Source organism: Moorena sp. SIOASIH (genome assembly GCF_010671925.1).
Classification (GTDB): Bacteria; Cyanobacteriota; Cyanobacteriia; order Cyanobacteriales; family Coleofasciculaceae; genus Moorena.
In genome coordinates, this window is record NZ_JAAHIH010000002.1 from 19,458 (window position 1) to 36,048 (window position 16,591).

At 44.9% G+C, this 16,591-nt stretch carries 25 protein-coding genes and 1 pseudogene; 12 read left to right on the forward strand and 14 right to left on the reverse strand.

The genetic code is table 11. The annotated features are described in order from the left end of the window. Positions 1–251 precede the first annotated feature (251 nt). Entirely contained in the window at positions 252–785 is a 534-nt protein-coding gene (locus F6J90_RS07645) for a pentapeptide repeat-containing protein (RefSeq protein WP_293091887.1), read from the reverse strand. A 91-nt stretch (positions 786–876) separates the two neighbouring features. On the opposite strand from F6J90_RS07645, the gene F6J90_RS07650 reads away from it, so the two are divergent. The 8 genes and pseudogenes from F6J90_RS07650 to F6J90_RS07685 all read left to right on the forward strand — a co-directional run bounded on the left by F6J90_RS07650 (position 877) and on the right by F6J90_RS07685 (position 4,567). After that, a complete protein-coding gene (locus F6J90_RS07650) occupies positions 877–1,185 on the forward strand; it encodes a hypothetical protein (RefSeq protein ID WP_293091888.1) in 309 nt (102 codons plus the stop codon). A gap of 5 nt (positions 1,186–1,190) precedes the next feature. Then, complete coding sequence (locus F6J90_RS07655; RefSeq protein WP_293091889.1) at positions 1,191–1,595, forward strand: type II toxin-antitoxin system VapC family toxin; 405 nt, start codon at positions 1,191–1,193, stop codon at positions 1,593–1,595. Between the two features lie 7 nt (positions 1,596–1,602). Continuing rightward, a pseudogene (locus F6J90_RS07660) lies at positions 1,603–1,932 on the forward strand (Uma2 family endonuclease); the annotation flags it as partial. Positions 1,933–2,266: 334 nt separating this feature from the next. After that, the gene (locus F6J90_RS07665; RefSeq protein ID WP_293094754.1) at positions 2,267–3,016 is read left to right on the forward strand and encodes a Uma2 family endonuclease; all 750 of its coding nucleotides are present in this window, start codon (positions 2,267–2,269) and stop codon (positions 3,014–3,016) included. A gap of 9 nt (positions 3,017–3,025) precedes the next feature. After that, positions 3,026–3,199 (forward strand): DUF2281 domain-containing protein, encoded by a 174-nt coding sequence (locus F6J90_RS07670; protein WP_293091890.1) that lies wholly within the window; start codon positions 3,026–3,028, stop codon positions 3,197–3,199. 69 nt (positions 3,200–3,268) lie between these two features. Continuing rightward, complete coding sequence (locus tag F6J90_RS07675; protein ID WP_293042976.1) at positions 3,269–3,514, forward strand: UPF0175 family protein; 246 nt, start codon at positions 3,269–3,271, stop codon at positions 3,512–3,514. Continuing rightward, positions 3,511–4,005, forward strand: coding sequence for a DUF3368 domain-containing protein (locus F6J90_RS07680; protein ID WP_293091891.1), 495 nt, complete (start codon positions 3,511–3,513; stop codon positions 4,003–4,005). Before F6J90_RS07675 ends, F6J90_RS07680 begins: the two co-directional genes overlap by 4 nt. Before the next feature lie 142 nt (positions 4,006–4,147). After that, positions 4,148–4,567 (forward strand): DUF29 family protein, encoded by a 420-nt coding sequence (locus F6J90_RS07685; RefSeq protein WP_293091892.1) that lies wholly within the window; start codon positions 4,148–4,150, stop codon positions 4,565–4,567. Here the strand turns inward: F6J90_RS07685 and F6J90_RS07690 are convergent. Then, positions 4,564–4,716 carry a hypothetical protein gene (locus F6J90_RS07690; RefSeq protein ID WP_293091893.1) on the reverse strand — a complete coding sequence of 51 codons (153 nt, stop codon included), beginning with the start codon at positions 4,714–4,716 and terminating at the stop codon, positions 4,564–4,566. The two genes, F6J90_RS07685 and F6J90_RS07690, sit on opposite strands and share 4 nt — an antisense overlap. Between F6J90_RS07690 and F6J90_RS07695 the strand changes: the two genes are divergently transcribed. After that, positions 4,688–4,903, forward strand: coding sequence for a hypothetical protein (locus F6J90_RS07695; RefSeq protein ID WP_293091894.1), 216 nt, complete (start codon positions 4,688–4,690; stop codon positions 4,901–4,903). The two genes, F6J90_RS07690 and F6J90_RS07695, sit on opposite strands and share 29 nt — an antisense overlap. Here F6J90_RS07695 and F6J90_RS07700 read toward each other — a convergent pair. From F6J90_RS07700 to F6J90_RS07710, 3 genes are read right to left on the reverse strand one after another with little or no spacing between them, the layout of a single operon-like run. Continuing rightward, a complete protein-coding gene (locus F6J90_RS07700; protein WP_293091895.1) occupies positions 4,884–6,467 on the reverse strand; it encodes an NAD(P)H-hydrate dehydratase in 1,584 nt (527 codons plus the stop codon). The two genes, F6J90_RS07695 and F6J90_RS07700, sit on opposite strands and share 20 nt — an antisense overlap. 60 nt (positions 6,468–6,527) lie before the next feature. After that, positions 6,528–6,656 (reverse strand): hypothetical protein, encoded by a 129-nt coding sequence (locus F6J90_RS07705; protein ID WP_293091896.1) that lies wholly within the window; start codon positions 6,654–6,656, stop codon positions 6,528–6,530. 28 nt (positions 6,657–6,684) lie between these two features. Next, a complete protein-coding gene (locus tag F6J90_RS07710; RefSeq protein ID WP_293091897.1) occupies positions 6,685–7,620 on the reverse strand; it encodes a hypothetical protein in 936 nt (311 codons plus the stop codon). A 123-nt stretch (positions 7,621–7,743) separates the two neighbouring features. Here F6J90_RS07710 and F6J90_RS07715 point away from each other — a divergent pair, with 123 nt between their 5' ends. Together F6J90_RS07715 and F6J90_RS07720 are read left to right on the forward strand one after the other, a co-directional pair. Continuing rightward, positions 7,744–9,006: an ABC transporter substrate-binding protein gene (locus F6J90_RS07715; protein WP_293091898.1), complete on the forward strand. Its 1,263-nt coding sequence runs from the start codon at positions 7,744–7,746 to the stop codon at positions 9,004–9,006. A gap of 160 nt (positions 9,007–9,166) precedes the next feature. Next, entirely contained in the window at positions 9,167–9,295 is a 129-nt protein-coding gene (locus F6J90_RS07720) for a hypothetical protein (protein ID WP_293091899.1), read from the forward strand. A 1-nt stretch (position 9,296) separates the two neighbouring features. Here the strand turns inward: F6J90_RS07720 and psbV2 are convergent, their stop codons facing one another. From psbV2 to leuB, 9 genes are all read right to left on the reverse strand, one after another. Then, on the reverse strand, positions 9,297–9,899 hold the full coding sequence (gene psbV2 / locus F6J90_RS07725) for a photosystem II cytochrome PsbV2 (RefSeq protein ID WP_293091900.1): 603 nt from the start codon (positions 9,897–9,899) through the stop codon (positions 9,297–9,299). A 217-nt stretch (positions 9,900–10,116) separates the two neighbouring features. After that, positions 10,117–10,605 (reverse strand): photosystem II cytochrome c-550, encoded by a 489-nt coding sequence (gene psbV / locus F6J90_RS07730; RefSeq protein ID WP_293091901.1) that lies wholly within the window; start codon positions 10,603–10,605, stop codon positions 10,117–10,119. A gap of 145 nt (positions 10,606–10,750) precedes the next feature. Next, the gene (locus F6J90_RS07735) at positions 10,751–10,933 is read right to left on the reverse strand and encodes a translation initiation factor IF-2 (protein ID WP_293091902.1); all 183 of its coding nucleotides are present in this window, start codon (positions 10,931–10,933) and stop codon (positions 10,751–10,753) included. Between the two features lie 5 nt (positions 10,934–10,938). Further along, complete coding sequence (locus tag F6J90_RS07740; RefSeq protein ID WP_293091903.1) at positions 10,939–11,100, reverse strand: hypothetical protein; 162 nt, start codon at positions 11,098–11,100, stop codon at positions 10,939–10,941. Between the two features lie 36 nt (positions 11,101–11,136). Next, positions 11,137–12,111 (reverse strand): acetyl-CoA carboxylase, carboxyltransferase subunit beta, encoded by a 975-nt coding sequence (gene accD, locus F6J90_RS07745; protein WP_293091904.1) that lies wholly within the window; start codon positions 12,109–12,111, stop codon positions 11,137–11,139. A gap of 36 nt (positions 12,112–12,147) precedes the next feature. Further along, the gene (locus F6J90_RS07750; RefSeq protein WP_071107068.1) at positions 12,148–12,387 is read right to left on the reverse strand and encodes a hypothetical protein; all 240 of its coding nucleotides are present in this window, start codon (positions 12,385–12,387) and stop codon (positions 12,148–12,150) included. A 289-nt stretch (positions 12,388–12,676) separates the two neighbouring features. Next, complete coding sequence (locus tag F6J90_RS07755) at positions 12,677–13,510, reverse strand: A24 family peptidase (protein ID WP_293091905.1); 834 nt, start codon at positions 13,508–13,510, stop codon at positions 12,677–12,679. 75 nt (positions 13,511–13,585) lie between these two features. After that, complete coding sequence (locus F6J90_RS07760; RefSeq protein WP_366513723.1) at positions 13,586–13,849, reverse strand: hypothetical protein; 264 nt, start codon at positions 13,847–13,849, stop codon at positions 13,586–13,588. 147 nt (positions 13,850–13,996) lie between these two features. Next, positions 13,997–15,085, reverse strand: coding sequence for a 3-isopropylmalate dehydrogenase (leuB, locus tag F6J90_RS07765; protein WP_293091906.1), 1,089 nt, complete (start codon positions 15,083–15,085; stop codon positions 13,997–13,999). 483 nt (positions 15,086–15,568) lie between these two features. Between leuB and F6J90_RS07770 the strand changes: the two genes are divergently transcribed. Further along, a complete protein-coding gene (locus tag F6J90_RS07770; protein WP_293091907.1) occupies positions 15,569–16,519 on the forward strand; it encodes an ABC transporter ATP-binding protein in 951 nt (316 codons plus the stop codon). Positions 16,520–16,591: the final 72 nt, after the last annotated feature.

Here is a 16,591-nt window from a genome sequence, read left to right on the forward strand (position 1 = left end):
CCTCTACTCTTCCTGACTCCGGTTTGGTTGAGCAAGTTGGCTCTATGAAGCAAGAATCCCCGCGTCTAATGACCGGGGAGTGTCAACACAGATGCAACGAGTCGTTGTCGCTCGTTTCCGTAACCGATCCGATGCCGTTCGCGTAGCGTGACCTTTGGTCAAGGGTCATAGGTCGGCCCTTAAACGGCTCATGCCCGATGCTGAATTTGTGATTATTTTTGTTCGCGTAGCGTGACCTTTGGTCAATCTACCTAATCCAATCGACATCGACGAAGAAGAATCTTCAGAATGAAGAATGTAGAATTAAGAATGGAGAATGAAGAATGTAGAATGAAGAATGTAGAATGAAGAATGGAGAATGGAGAATTAAGAATGTAGAATTGAGAATGTAGAATTGAGAATGTAGAATTGAGAATGTAGAATTGAGAATGTAGAAGGAAGAATGTAGAATTGAGAATGTAGAATGGTGAATTCCAAATTATAAATTCTACATTCTTAATACTTAATTGAAAAAGGTTGTTCGCCTTTGTCCTTCGGTGAAGGGTAGGTTGAAGGTTGGCAGGTTGAAGGTTGGCAGGTTGAAGGTTGGCAGGTTGAAGGTTGGCAGGTTGAAGGTTGGCAGGTTGAAGGTTGGCAGGTTGAAGGTTGGCAGGTTGAAGGTTGGCAGGTTGAAGGTTGGCAGGTTGAAGGTTGGCAGGTTGAAGGTTGGCAGGTTGAAGGTTGGCAGGTTGAAGGTTGGCAGGTTGTCTGTCAGAAGGCAGAATGGTGAATGGTGAATTCTTCATTCTTCATTCTTCATTCTTCATTCTTCATTCTTCATTCTTCATTCTTCATTCTAAATTCTAAATAAACTAAAATAATCGGATAAAATACATCATGCAGTATCAAGTTTTTGTTCATAGTCAATCGGACGATAATTTTGTGGCGTCAGTCATTGGTATGCCAAATTTAACGGTTGAGGGAAAGACGGAGTCAGAGGCAATTTTGAAGGTCAAATCTGCCCTAGAAGCACAATTAATTAGAGGTAAGTTTGTCACTATTGAGGTAAATTTAGACCTTCAGCCAAATGCAGCTAAGCCTCAGATGAAATATGCAGGAATATTTGCCAATGATCCCACATTTGATGATTTTATGGAAAAACTAACTGTGATCCGGGAAGAATCGAATTCAGTAACCGATGAGTGATGACAATGTACATTTTAGATACGGATCACCTCAGTCTTTATGGACGGAATCACCCAGTACTTATTTCACGCCTGTTAGCCTCTCAGGTGGAATTGACAACAACTGCTATCAATGTTGAAGAACAATTAAGGGGTCGTTTGGCTCAAGTTGCTGAAGCTAAAGATGGAATTATGCTCTCAAATGCTTATCAAAGGCTGGTCGAAACGGTGATGCTGCTGTCGGAATTTAATATCCTTCAGTATAATCAAAAATCCCGCGATACTTACCAAGCACTCAAAGCGCAACGTATTCGCGTTGGCACTCAAGATTTACGCATTGGATCTATCGCCCTTGCTTACCAGGGTATTCTCTTGACAAGAAACAGGCGAGATTTTGAGAAAATACCTGGACTCATTATACAGGATTGGTAAATTTAGGGGAGCACCGGAGTTGATTGTCGAGATTGCAGCCAGTAGTGCTTCCTACGACCTCCATGACAAGCTACGGGCTTACCGGCGCAATGGAGTCAGGGAGTATCTAGTTTGGCTGGTGCAAGAGCAACAGTTTCGCTGGTATGAATTGGATGCAGGGGAGTATGTCCAGCAGCAGCCAGATCAGTTGGGGGTGCTGAGCAGTAACGTGTTTCCAGGATTGCAGTTGGCAGTAGAGCCGTTACTAGCTGGGGAAATGCAACGGGTATTGGCAGTGCTTCAGGAGGGGATAGAGTCAGAGGCACATCAAGACCTAGTGGCTCGATTGGCTCGGTAGCTGATACTGGGGAGATGGCTTTTGCGTTCGCGTAGCGTGGCCGTAGGCCAATCGCAAACAGCAACAAAGCCGGGGAGATGGCTTTTGCGTTCGCGTAGCGTGGCCGTAGGCCAATCGCAAAAAGCAACAAACCCACTGCTGGGATCCTAGGTTACTGACCCAAATGCTACCCTCAAACTATTAGTTTTAATAGACGATCATGTACCAAACTGACCCACCCCGTCCTCCCAGCGAAACTATGCCCACTATGTATGACCTACCTAGTGAAGACCCAGACGAAGAGGAATTAGATCCAACTGTTCATCCCCGTCCAGTGTGGGAAACCATGCCCACTATGTATGACCTACCTAGTGAAGACCCAGAGGAGCCTGGTTTGCCTGACGAATTTCACGACTTCCAACCCCAGCTATTGCGAGAAACCTGCCAACCTCCGAACTATTCTAGGCAGGAAATGTTCATTGCTACAAACCTGAATGTATATTACGACAGTCGTCATTACTTATGGCATAAGCGACCGGATTGGTTTCTGGTATTGGGTGTCACTCCTGCTCAACAACAACAAGACCTACGTTGGAGTTATGTGGTTTGGCAGGAGTCCAGAGCGCCATTTTTGGTAGTGGAACTCCTATCACCAGGTACCGAAGCCGAAGATTTAGGACAAACCCTAAGGTCTGCCAACAAGCCACCCACCAAATGGCAAGCCTATGAACAATACATGCGCATTCCTTACTATGTGGTCTTTGACCGTTATGAAAACCAGTTGCGGGTGTTTCAATTAATGCCCACCCAGTATCAGGAAGCAGAGCTTTCTGAGCCCAAATTTTGGATTCCAGAACTGGAATTAGGGTTAGGAGTATGGCTTGGGAAATATCAAGAAACAGAAGGGTTGTGGCTGCGTTGGTATGATGGGGCCGGTAATTGGATTGAGACTTCAAAAGAACACGCTCAACAGGAACACCAACGGGCAGAACAAGAACGCCAACGGGCAGAACAGGAACGCCAACGGGCAGAACAGGAATCCCAACGGGCAGAACGATTGGCAGAAAAATTGCGTACCCTTGGCATCAATCCCGATGATTTATAAGAGGGGTTTATGGCAACATCAACATCACAACCGATGGTAATTCCAAATGATGTGCTGGCAGTTTTGCAGGGATTGTCACCAGAGCAACGTCAATTGGTTTATGACTTTGCTGAGTTTTTGCTCCAAAAGCAAGGAAAATCCGAAAGCGAAGAATCGGCTGATAGTCCGCCAATACCTGGATAAGTTGATGCTTCTGAATAGGGAACCATTGAGCTACAATCAAAACAATGGGTTTAGAATGCTGAGTCGGTTATGAGTGTTGTAATTTCTGATGAGTTGTTGCAAGCTGCTAAACTATCGGCAGCCGATTTGAAGCTTGAGATTGCCATTATGCTATATAAACAGAAAAGAATTAGTATTGGTAAAGCCCGTGAGCTAGCTGGGATGCACCTAATTGAGTTTCAACAAGCACTCTCTAATCGGAGAATTTGTATCAATTATGACCGTGAAGATTTTCAACAAGACATTCAAACATTGAAGGAATTGGGCGATATATGATCGTGGTTAGTAACACATCACCCATTACTAATTTATCAGCGATTCAAAAAATTGATATACTGCGGCAGCTCTATGGAGTGTTGATAATTCCTCAAGCGGTTTACAATGAGATGGTAGATCTAGCATACGAGGTTCCAGGGTCGAAAGAAGTGCAAACTCTATCCTGGATTCAGACTCGACAAGCTACAAATCGTAGCTTGGTTGCAGAACTTAGGCTTGAAATTGATGCAGGAGAATCTGAAGCGATCGCTTTAGCAATTGAACTCAAGGCCAATCGATTACTGATTGATGATTATCAGGCAAGAGTTATTGCATCTCGGTTTGGATTAAAATTTACAGGTATTCTGGGAGTGCTTTTAGCTGCAAAGAAACAGGGATTGATTAAAGCAGTGAAACCGATTGTCGATGATCTAATCAATCAAGCCGGATTTAGAGTGAGCGATCGCGTGTATAGAGAGATTGTGCAGATGGCTGATGAAGTGCTCGAATAATAGCTGCTTAATTAAAAAAGTCCTATAGTTATGATAAATTAATAGCTATGGGTTTATCATAGTCCCGATTCCCGACTCCCGACTCCCAATTCCCGATTCCCGATTCCCGACTCCCGACTCCCTACTGCCATTAACCCAGGACATGGAAGAATTAACCTTATTACGTCAACTCATTCAAGAAAGAAACTATCATAAAGCCTTAGAAATTGTTGATGAACTAGAAGAAATGTCAAGGGAGGATAAACTAAATAAAATTTATAGCTATGGAGTCATTTTACTATTACATTTAATTAAACAAGAGGTAGAAAAACGCACTACCCGCTCTTGGGAATTTTCTATTTATAATGCCAGCAAAAATATTAAACGAGTGAACAAACGGCGAAAATCAGGGGGATGTTATGCCAATCAAGAGGAATTATTAGAAATTTTAACCGATGCCTTTGAGACAGCCCTCAAAAAAGCAGCATTAGAAGCCTTAGAAGGCAGATATACAGATAGTGAACTCAAAGAAAAGATTGACGAAGAGCAAATTAAAGAGAAAGCTTTAGGTTTAATTTGTTAACAAGAGGGAGTGGGGAGTAGGGAGTAGGGAGTAGGGAGTAGGGAGTAGGGAGTAGGGAGTAGGGAGTAGGGAGTAGGGAGTAGGGTATGGTTTGCTAGCTTTGCTATTACCTGTTCCCTATTGTTAGCTTGGCTATTCCCAATTCCCAATTCCGTCTCCCCACACTTCCCACACTTCCCACACTTCCCACACTTCCCACACTTCCCACATTCTTCTCCCTCTTGCCTCTTGCCTCTTGCCTCTTGCCTCTTGCCTCTTGCCTACTCCCTATTCCCTGTTCCCTGTTCCCTGTTCCCTACTCCCTATTCCCTATTCCCTATTCCCTATTCCCCCTAACCACTGCCATCAAAAACTCCGCCAAGGTCCCCCCATCGACCCCCAACTCACTCCGGTCCTGAGCCGCTAAAATTCCCGCTTGGGCATGCCACCAGGCTGCCGTTGCCACTACTGCGTCCAAAGGATGCTCAGACAGAACTGGCTGAGCCATCAAGCCTCCCACTAGTCCGGTGAGGACATCGCCACTCCCCCCTCGGGCTAGAGCTGGTGTACTTTCAGGAATCAGCCACACCGAGCCCCTAGGATTTGCGATCGCACTCCTGGCTCCTTTTAACAACACCACAGACCGACTCAGTTGGGATGCCTTCCGCACCGCCTGGACTCGATCCGGTAACAGTTCTGCCGAATCAGGAAATAAACGTCGGAACTCTCCAACATGAGGCGTTAACACGGTCTGGCCTAGACGCTTCAACAAAGTGGGAATAGTGATCAGTTCCGCCAGGATATTTAAACTATCCGCATCCAAAACCATTGGGCATTGGGCAGCTAAAACCCCTTGCACTATATCCTTAGCATCTTTTGTTAAACCAGGACCACATGCGATCGCATTATAAGTATGAGAGCTACCAGAAGGTTGGTGTAACTTCTCTAACACTAACTCAGGCAAAAATGCAATCGCACCCGCCGTCGTTTCTGGGCAACCAATTACCACTGCTTCTGGCAAGTGACTGACCACTAGCAATTTGATAGACTCCGGTACTGCCATTGAAAGCATCCCCACCCCACTAGCACGAGCCCCTAATCCCGCCAAAATTGCTGCCCCTGAATACTGTTTGGAGCCACAAATCAGCAACAGATGTCCCTGTTGGTACTTATGAGTTACCTTAGGGCGAGGTAAGGGCAAAAACTGTTTCGCTACAGTTTTGGTAACTCGGAGCAAATCTGGTGGTTCACCTAAAATGGACCAAATATCCTTGAGGGGAATACCAAAATCAATTAACTCAGCTTCACCAATATAATCCAACCCTTGGTCTTGGAGAAACGCCAACTTCCACAACCCTAAGCACAATGTCCGGGTAGCCCGAACCGCTATGCCCAACACTTCCCCAGTATCAGTGTGTAATCCCGAAGGTAAATCAATACTAACCACCGGTTGTGACCATTGATTCAACAGCTCAACCGCCTCAGCGATACTACCAGAAAGCGATCTCGTCAGTCCAAATCCGAACAAACCATCAATAATCAGGTCACACTCATAAAGCGGTTCAATCTCGTCATAAAAAGGAATCCCCAAGCTAAGCGCATACTGAGCATGGTAGTTAGTCAATTCCTTCAGTTTAGACAAAGGACGGTAAATGTGGATTTCATATCCCTGTAAATGAAGTTCACGAGCAACAACTAACCCATCGCCCCCATTATGACCAGGACCAACTAACACACCCACTCGCCTATTCTCAGCCCAGGGATAAAGAGTTTGAATAGAGCGAGTAATCAATCCTGCCACCTTTTCCATCAAAGCTGCTACAGGCATCCCCGCCTCAAAGATGCGCCCTTCAATCTGACGCATCTGCTCAGCAGTTACCACCACTTGTTCAATTAGTTCTCGCCTATTCTCAGACTCCATCAACTTTTAATTGGGTGAGGTACAACGTTCTTTTAGAATTTAGAATTTAGAATTTAGAATTTAGAATTTAGAATTTAGAAGAATTATCCATTCTTCCTTCTTCCTTCTTCCTTCTTCCTTCTTCCTTCTTCCTTCTTCCTTCTTCCTTCTGCCTTCTGCCTTCTGCCTTCTTCCTTCTTCATTCTTCATTCTTCATTCTTCCTTCTTCCTTCTGCCCCTACCGACCAAAATAAACCCGTGCATCCCAACCAGCAGAGCGCAAACGATTACTCCAACGTTCTGCATCACCCCGCTTTTTAAACGGACCAACAGCAACATGTTTACCTCTTGGGGCATCTCGTTGGCTGACTAAATCCTGGGCAATCCCAATTTTAACCAATTCCGTGACCATCTCTGGTAACCTTTGAGCATTGCCAGGAATAGCCACAAAATAGCTCCTACCCCTTGATTCTCCTGAATCCCCTGGATTGGAACCAGAACTGACAGCACCACGGTTCGCCAAATCCAATCCTGTTTCTGGATACACCAAACGGGAGCCATAGGTGATCGAGCCATCAGATGCCAAACTGGGTATTTTCCTCAGATTTGTGGCACCATTATCAAATGCTTGTTGTTCAATGGTTGTGATTCGGGCTGGAATTCCCAAAGCTTCCAAAGCCCGGAGAAGGGACTGAGCATTGTAGCGATCCATAAATGTACCCGCTTGAATCACCCCCTCTCCCTCGCGCACAAAGGCTTGTGGTTCAATGTCTTGTACTTGGGATAACAACCAATCACTATCACCCACCACATCAACCCGATAGAGATTAGCGATGGGTATTGATCTATTAGTTCTTGATGGATTAGTGATTGATCTATTAGTGTCCTTGACGTTTAACTCAGATGGTAATGGTGTATTGGTTGACCGGTTGGGTGAGGCGGTCGGCAAAATTAAAGGGGGAGTGTTAACCGATGGTAGAGAAGATGGCGTCATAGTTGGTAGAGGCTCCCCAAAAAATCTCGGTTCTGGTGAAGTTTGGGCACTAGCTGGGGTAATATCCGCCATAACTGTTTGCCCAGTCAGTAGTAACAGTAGCCAACCACTTACCTTAACCAGTAGACCTCTTGCCAAAGTAGTTTTTTGATACTGTTCTCTGTTCCGAAGTTCCCTCATCTGAAAGAAGTCTAGTGTTTTAGGATTCCTAAATTGCTCAGACACTCTGATCATAATCGGTCTTGGGCTCTAGTAAGATGAATAGGTTATATCAATTTAAATGTACCCGTCAACCCTCAACAAATGAAGAAAATCCTGTCAAAATGGGTAATCTTACCGCTGATAATTCTCTGTATTATAGCCTGTGGCAGCAGTAACCTAGATGGAGTAACCACCGTCACTCTCGGTGGTTGGCAAAGCAGCCCTACTGAAAAACAATTACTAGAGAAGGTACTAAAGGAATTTGAAGCTAAACATCCCAAGGTAAAGGTTAAGCTTGAAGTCATCACTGGTCAATACATGGATGTGATCAAAACCCGATTAATTGGTGATGCAGCTCCAGATATCTTTTATTTAGATGCCTATGAAGCCCCATTACTAATGAGTCATGATGTTTTGGAGCCTTTGGATGACTACATTAAGCGCACTGATAATTTTGATGTAGCTGACTTTGAACCCTCTCTGTTTCAAGCATTCCAATATAATGGAATAATCTACGGATTGCCTAAAGATTTTTCCACCCTTGCCCTTTTTTACAACAAAGAATTATTCAAACAAGCTAAGTTAACTCAACCACCCCAAACTTGGGAAGAATTACGGGATTATTCCCAAAAACTAACCCTTGATAAGAATCGCGATGGCAGGAATGAACGCTATGGTTTGGGAATTAATCAGGAACTGGCTCGTCTGTATTTTTTAATTAAAGCCTTTGGCGGTAATTTAGTTGACAAAAACGGCTACGCTACCTTTGCCACTCCTGAAAGTTTTAAAAGTCTTAAAACTGTCATTGACCTATACCGAAACTACCAGTCTGCTGCCTTACCCTCAGACGTTGGGGCTAGTTCTGGTAGCGAAATGTTTGGTCAAGGTAAAACCGCAATGGTAATCGAAGGTAGCTGGGCTATTCCTTATCTCAAAGACACATTTCCTAAAATTAAATTCGCCACGGCTGAAGTTCCCTCCTTAGGTAGTAAAAAAGGAACCATGGCTTATACCGTTGCTTATGTGATGAATAAACAAGCTCAACATAAAGAAGCAGCTTGGGAACTAATTTCCTATCTTACCGGCAAAGAAGGAATGAAAGCTTGGGGAAAAGCGGGACTAGTACTACCTTCTCGGCTATCTGTGTTATCGGAACTAGGCTATAAAAACAATCCCCTCTATGCTCCTTTTATTAAAGGAGCCGCCTATGCCACCATTTGGCAGGCTGGGGAAACCTTGCCCACCATTCAAACCCATTTCGATAATCAATTTCTGAGTACATTACTGGGTGAGCAATCCTTACAAAGTGCTATGAATAAAGCCCAAGAAGCAGCTAATGAAGAGATTCGAGCAGCTGATTATTAACTTGGTTTTAGGGAGTAGGGAGTAGGGAGTCGGGAGTCGGGAGTCGGGAGTCGGGAGGGTGGGGAGTGTGGGAGGTGTGGGGAGATGGGGAGATGGGGAGATGGGGAGATGAAGAGTTAGATCAGCAATTGGTGTAGTTTTTAAGAAATTCTACAACCCAATGTTGATTTGTAATCACATCAAAAAATCATCGTTTGGTTTCGTGATCTTTCCTGATCTCTGCTTCTTCCTATTCCCTATTCCCTATTCCCTATTCCCTATTCCCTATTCCCTATTCCCTATTCCCTAACTTAAAATAAATCCTCAGTGCCCCATGCTGGTCCTTTCTGTGCGGCTCTGATCACAAATGCCGCTAATTTCTCGATTTGCTCCTGTGATAGCCAACTCTCTGGAACTTCGCGGCACGAGAAGCTATCCTCGGTACCATCATAGGTCATCGGTTGCCTCATAAAAGCAACTAAACCATTGAGATTATCTCGAGGTGGTGTTGCCTGAGCTAGCCTCTCGAGAGATAGAGACACGGTGGGATCAATGAGATTAGTTCCTCCCACATGACACATCTGGCAATTTTGGGAAAACAATTTTATACCAACAGACAAGTCTTCGCCATCAAACAGCTTAGTCTGTCCCTTGCCATCTACAGCAATCGGTACAGGTTCTGCCACATCTAGGTAGCGCCTGACATATTGGTTAACCGCAGCGTGGGCTGGTGAACTAACCGTCCATGTCCCTAAGCAGAAGACCAGAACCACTAGCAAATGACGGATTGATAGGAATAGACCTCTTCCCAAACTAGTTTTTTGATACTGTTTCCGTGAATTGTTCTCCACTGTTCCCTGTTTCCTGTTCCCTATTCCCAACTTCTCAAAGAAGTCTAATAATCTACCGAGCATTGAGTATTTAAGGTGATATGTACTGATTGAGCAACAGGGCAGCGGCTTCTTCTATTAGCGGATAAGGTGTAGTTAAGGAACCTTAGGGTGATCGATTTTGGTTAACCCCTAATCCCTAACCCCTAACTGCCAAAAGAAGAAGCCTATGCCCTTGCTGCTTAAATAAGCATAAAGCCTTTCGCTAGCTGCTTCCTAACCTGTGTACAAACAAACGTAATTAGTTACAGACTTTACCACAACCCCAGGTGTCGGGTCTCTGGTTGATCTCATAGAGAATATAACCAGCCATATTACGGAGGTCATCTTGGGAGACATTCCTCATTTTGACAAAAAGATCAGCACTCTTGGTGCTCGCATGAAATTCACTAATCTCTATTTCCCCGTCGTAGGTGGTAGGATTGTTCAGATAGTCTACCAGAGCTTCGAGGTTATCACGGGGTGGTGTTGCGAAGGCTAAGTCTTCAGCACCAAGACTAACGTTAGGGTCAGTTTTAGTGTAACCGCTTTTGTGACATTCAGCACATTTCTCGTTAAACAGCTTTAAGCCCTTAGTAATCTCTTCGTTACTCATCACCACCATGTCACCTGCTTCATTGGAAGCTACGGTGCGGAGCGGTTCAGGGATATCCAGGGCTGCTGAACTGCCCACTGCAATTTGAAAGGCAAAGAATAGGGTTGCCGTGATCAGCAAGATAAATCGCTTCATTGTTGATTCTCCTCTAATAAAAATGTGGCTCATATGGGATTAGTTTTTCAAAACAGCATTAACTGATTCCCTGCACATTCTCTCGCTGAGGGGGATCCGAGTCAACCAATCACGGCTATCGAACTCAGGTATTACCGATTACCGATTACCGATTACCCTTTGTTTGAGACAAAATCTTTAAGATAACAGCCTTCGCATCTTCTAGAGGCAGATGGGTGTCTTGATTTTTGTAAGCAATGCCCAACTGCTGGCATAGATGGAACACCTCTTCTACTCGAAGGTCATACTCGGCAGCAATTTCTACAATTGACAGGTCTGCAAAGCCCATAATAACTAAACCCGATAATAACTAAGGAACAGGGAGAGTGTGGGAGTTGTGGGGGCAAGAGGCAAGAGGAACCCACCCCTAACCCCTCCCAGGAGGGGGAGGCAAGAGGCAAGAGGCAAGAGGCAAGAGGGAATATTATGAAACCATCTGACTCCCCATCTCCCCATCTCCCCATCTCCCCACACTACCCGATTCCCGACTCCCTACTCCCTACTCCCGACTCCCGATTCCCGATTCCCTACTCCCGACTCCCTACTCCCTACTCCCTGCTCCCTAATCCCTACTGCTTCTGGCAGGGAAACTACTACCGGTATAGTAGCCTGGGGTTGATGGAGGCGAATCAGCTGGGCTAGGGTTTTTTTCAACTGGGTGCGAGGTACAATAGCATCAACAAAGCCGTGCTCTAGCAGATATTCAGAGGTCTGGAAATTATCGGGGAGCTTTTCTCTGAGGGTCTGCTCAATCACTCGTCGTCCAGCAAATCCAATTAATGCCTTCGGTTCCGCTAGTATAATATCTCCTAACATGGCAAAACTGGCAGTCACCCCACCGGTGGTAGGATGAGTAAGAACTGGAATGTAGAGTAGTCTGGCTTGACGATGGCGTTCCAAGGCACCAGAGATTTTGGCCATTTGCATCAGGCTTAACATCCCTTCCTGCATTCTGGCTCCACCAGATGCACAAACAATTACAACCGGTAGCTGTCGCTTGGTTGCTTCTTCAATCAAACGAGTCAGTTTTTCCCCAACTACCGAACCCATACTACCGCCCATGAACCGGAAGTCCATTACTCCCAAAGCAATGGGCAAATTCTCTAGCTGACCGGTGCCAGTTTGTACGGCATCTGTGAGCTTAGTTTTTTCTTGGCTGTCTCGCAAACGATCACTATAGGATTTGCGATCGCAAAACTTCAGGGGATCAGTCGGATGTAGGTGTTCATCCAGTGAAATCCAGGTCTGAGGGTCAATCAGCTGTCGGATCCGCTCATCACTAGGGACTCGCATGTGATGGTCACATTCAGTGCAAACCATTTGATTAGCTTGCAGGTCTCTGGCGTAGGATAGCACTCCGCAAGCTTCACACTTTTTCCATAGCCCATCAGCAATTTCCCGTTCTTGGGGTTGTTTAGGGCTTGGTTCAATTTTTCGTCTATTGGCAAACCAATCGAATAGAGACATAAAAATTATTAATCCTAACGTACTATCTAAATTTTTTTAGCTATAATCTGATTTTTCTGATTGTCCTGCCTGCTCTTCCTCTGGGCAACTCAACAAGAGTAAGGCTGTCCATTGATCTGGTGAGCGAACTTGTAAAGCGGCAGGACTACCTGCACCTAAATAAGACATGATCCCAATATCAATAATCCGACTTGGAATATCATGAGCGGCTAGCACCTGCTGCATCAGCTCGGCTTCCCAGCGAAGATTGGTAGTTCTGATTGTTATCCAAGACACAGGCTAATACCAATAGCACCAATAGTAGAGTTTTCAGAGCCGTTCAATTTGATAGTTTAATTTCATCTATAGTTTTATTAAAAGGTTATACTTAGTTATACTTATTATGATTAGTATACAATTACGTTAAATTTTATATTAGGTTAATTTTTATAGGTTTCCTATTATATAGGAAGTTTGAGTTTCTCGGTTTCAACCTCTAAATTTATAGAGTCAGCGAACATTATTCAACAGGTGCGACCCGTGGCGAATTTAATTCTTAATGGTAAGAGCGCACCTAAGATAATGTTTAGCTAAATGGGAAAAATAGTTCTAGGTAAGTGGACACTATTAATTTACCCCAAAGTAGGGTCAATCCTGCTCCCAAGGCTAGAAAAGGACCAAATGGCATTGGCTGTTTGCGATTCATCCAACCCAGGGCAATGGCTGCGCCACCAGCAAACGCCCCTACACCACAAGCGATGAAACTAGCCAATAGCAAATACTTCCAGCCTAACCAAGCTCCCATCATCGCCGCTAGTTTAGCATCTCCTCCCCCCATAGCAGATTGACCAAAGGCAATCGAACCCCCAAAGGCAATCAGGTCAAACAACCAAATCCCTAAGACTGCACCTACCACCCCAGTCATTAATTGAGGAATTATTGCTATGGGGTCAGACCCCTCCAAAAAACCAGTAGTTCCTTGAAATACTAAACCAGCCACTAATCCAGACTGAGTTAGGGCATTCGGTAGGGTCATAGTATCGATATCAATCAGAGCCAGAGTCAACAGCCAGCTCAAAAATGCCCAATACCCTAGGGTTTGCCAACCCCAACCATACATCCAGAAAACTAGTAAAAACAGTACACCTGTTATGGCCTCTACTAGGGGATAGCGGCTGGAAATCTTGGTATTACAGTGACGGCAACGTCCTTTTAACCACAGCCAGCCCATTACCGGAACATTCTCTCGCTTTCCCAGCTTATGCAGACAATGGGGACAGCGCGAAGGGGGCCAAAGGATTGATAAACCAGCAGGTAGTCGATAAACGACTACATTCAGGAAACTGCCAATAGATGCACCGATAGCGAAAACTATTGCGAAAACTATCGACGTTGTCAAGGCAGCGGATATTTCAACCATATCCTGTGTCACGTGCTAATTGCTCTTGGTTACTACCATAGAAGTAAGACCAATGACCGATTTACTTAATATTTATTAATAAAAGTCCCCTTCTAGTTGACTCAAAGGCACAAAGCATTCAGTTGGTAGAAGGATAGGTCTCTGACTAAAGATTAACTTTCCTCTGAGGGTATATCTGTCAATGGCTACACCAGATGGCTGTTCATCTTGGTATGGATGAACTTCGTAGTAAACCCGGTAGATATGCTTAGCTGCTCTCAAAACCGTAGGGTCTATCAGCTTCGGTAGATCAATCCGAGTTTGGTAGTTTTCTTGTCGTTGCTGTGATGTATACACCACACTTTTTACCCTATTATTTCAGTTTGACTTTAATGCAATCACGCCCTCACGGCAAGGGGGGATTTCGGCAAAAGGGCACTGATCAACCAGGGGAAACCAACAGCAGGTTTACCTGATCAAATCAAGGGATAATATCAAGGGATAACATCAAGATTGCTCTAAGCACTCAATTAGGGAATCTCCCATAGCCCGACAACCTAAGAGATTCATGCCTTCTGAGATGATATCTCCTGTGCGATCGCCTTTATCTAAAACCTTGACAACTGCTTGTTCAATACAATCTGCTGCTTCAGGCTGGTCTAAGCCATAACGTAACATCATCGCAGCACTGAGTACCATCGCTAGGGGATTGGCTTTATCTTGACCCGCAATATCTGGAGCTGAGCCATGAACCGGTTCAAACACTCCAGGGCTAGATTCGCTTAAACTGGCAGAGGGTAACATGCCAATACTACCCGTAAGCATGGCAGCAGCATCCGATAAAATATCCCCGAACATATTACCTGTAACAATGGTATCAAATTGTTTCGGAGCTCTGACCAATTGCATAGCGGCATTATCCACGTATAGGTGAGACAGTTCCACATCCGGATATTCCGCTGCTAGGGTTGTAATGCGATCGCGCCACAACTGAGACACATCCAACACATTAGCTTTATCCACGGAACACAGTTTACCACCGCGTTTTTTAGCCGTTTCAAACCCTACTCTAGCAATGCGGTCAATTTCGGCTTCGGTGTAAGCCATAGTATTGACTCCCCGTTTCTCCCCAGTTTCCTGATTAAAAATCCCTTTAGGTTGTCCAAAGTAGATGCCACCAGTCAGTTCTCTAACCACCATAATATCTACCCCTTCAACCACGTTTCGTTTCAAGGTCGAGGCATCAATCAGTTGGGGGAATATTGTGGCTGGTCGCAGATTCGCAAACAACCCTAACCCTGCTCTTAATCCCAACAATCCCGTTTCTGGTCGTTGGTGGCGGGGGAGATTATCCCACTTGTATCCTCCAATGGCAGCGAGTAAAACCGCATCACTATTGCGACATAGTTCTAGAGTATCAGTAGGTAGGGGTTCATTAGTAGCATCAATAGCTACGCCACCGATTAGGGCTTCTGTAAATTTAAAATTAATATCGAATCTCTTGCCAACAAAGTTCAACACATCTACAGCTACTGCCATGATTTCTGGGCCAATCCCGTCACCAGGGAGTAGGGTAATGCGGTAGGAGTAAGTCATAGTTAGTTTGGTCGATGCTTAAGTATAGGTCTGGTGGGTGCAAGTTGCAGCGTTCGATACTATAACATCTGGCAAGTGTATCACGAGAGGTTGCAACAGATTAAGTTAAGGGATGTAACCGATGTAACTGACTGATAGATCAAACTTCGCCACAAGGGAAAACTCCGGAAGGAATCCGTAAGCTAGCGATAACTGATAAAAATCAATAATTAAAATAATTCTAGGCAAGCTCAACCGCCCTAGGTCAACCCATAGATCAACAAGAAAGCGCTAGGCTGGAGAAAAAACCAACATCAGGTGCGACCCGTAGCGAATTTAATTCTTAATGGGTTAAGCGAAACTATGAATTTCCCTTTGTGGTGCGACCCCGCCCTTTTTGAAAGCGCTAGGTAACGCCCACCAAGAGGAGGCTTTGGTCTTGTCCTTTATTGGCTTAGAAAGACCTTACTCTTAGGCAATTTAAACAGGTAAAACCAGACTCTGATGGTAAAAGAACTGGCTATTGATACCCGTGGACTCACGAAGCAATTCGACCGCCATGTGGCTGTACATGAGGTAGATTTGCAAGTGGAAAGCGGTGAAGTTTACGGCTTAATTGGACCGAATGGTGCTGGGAAAACCACCCTGATTCGGATGTTAGCTGCAGCGGAAGAACCTACCACTGGTGAGATTTACATCAATGGTCAGCGTTTGCTAAGAGATCAAAGCAATCCTAGGCTAAAACAGCGTTTAGGTTATCTACCTGATGATTTTCCCCTTTATGAAGATTTGACGGTTTGGGACTACCTAGACTACTTCGCACGTCTATATAAATTAAGAGGCTCAAAACGCCGACAACGCTTATACGATGTTCTGGAACTGATTGAATTAACCAACAAGCGTAATAGTTTGATTTCTACCCTATCCCGGGGGATGAAACAGCGCCTGAGCCTGGCTCGAACTATTATTCATGAACCGATTTTACTGCTGCTGGATGAGCCAGTCTCTGGTCTTGACCCCATTGCTAGAATGAAGTTTCGGGAAATTATTAAGGTTCTCCAAGAAGCGGGGATGACCATTCTGATTTCTTCCCATGTCCTGAGTGATTTAGCCCAACTGTGTAGTTCAGTAGGCATCATGGAATTAGGGTATCTGGTAGAAAGCGCACCCCTAGATGAGTTTTACCAGCGTCTTGGTCGCCAGCACATTCTGTTGTCAAGCCTAGGTCAGCTGGATGTAGTTAAAGGGGAATTGAAAAATAATCCCCTTGTAGAAGACTGGGAAATATTACCAGAACCAGGTCGGATGCGGATTTATTTTTCAGGAGGTCAAGAGGATTGTGCACAGCTATTGCGTACGCTGCTTAATGCTGGGATTCCCTTGACAGAATTCCAGTGCTCTCAGGAAGACTTAGAAACAATTTTCCTGAAATTAGGTCATCAGCAAGCATCATAGCTCGATCATCGCTGCATCATAACTAGGTGCGCGCCTCCTAGGCCGGGTTCCCCGGCCTAGGAGGCGCGCACC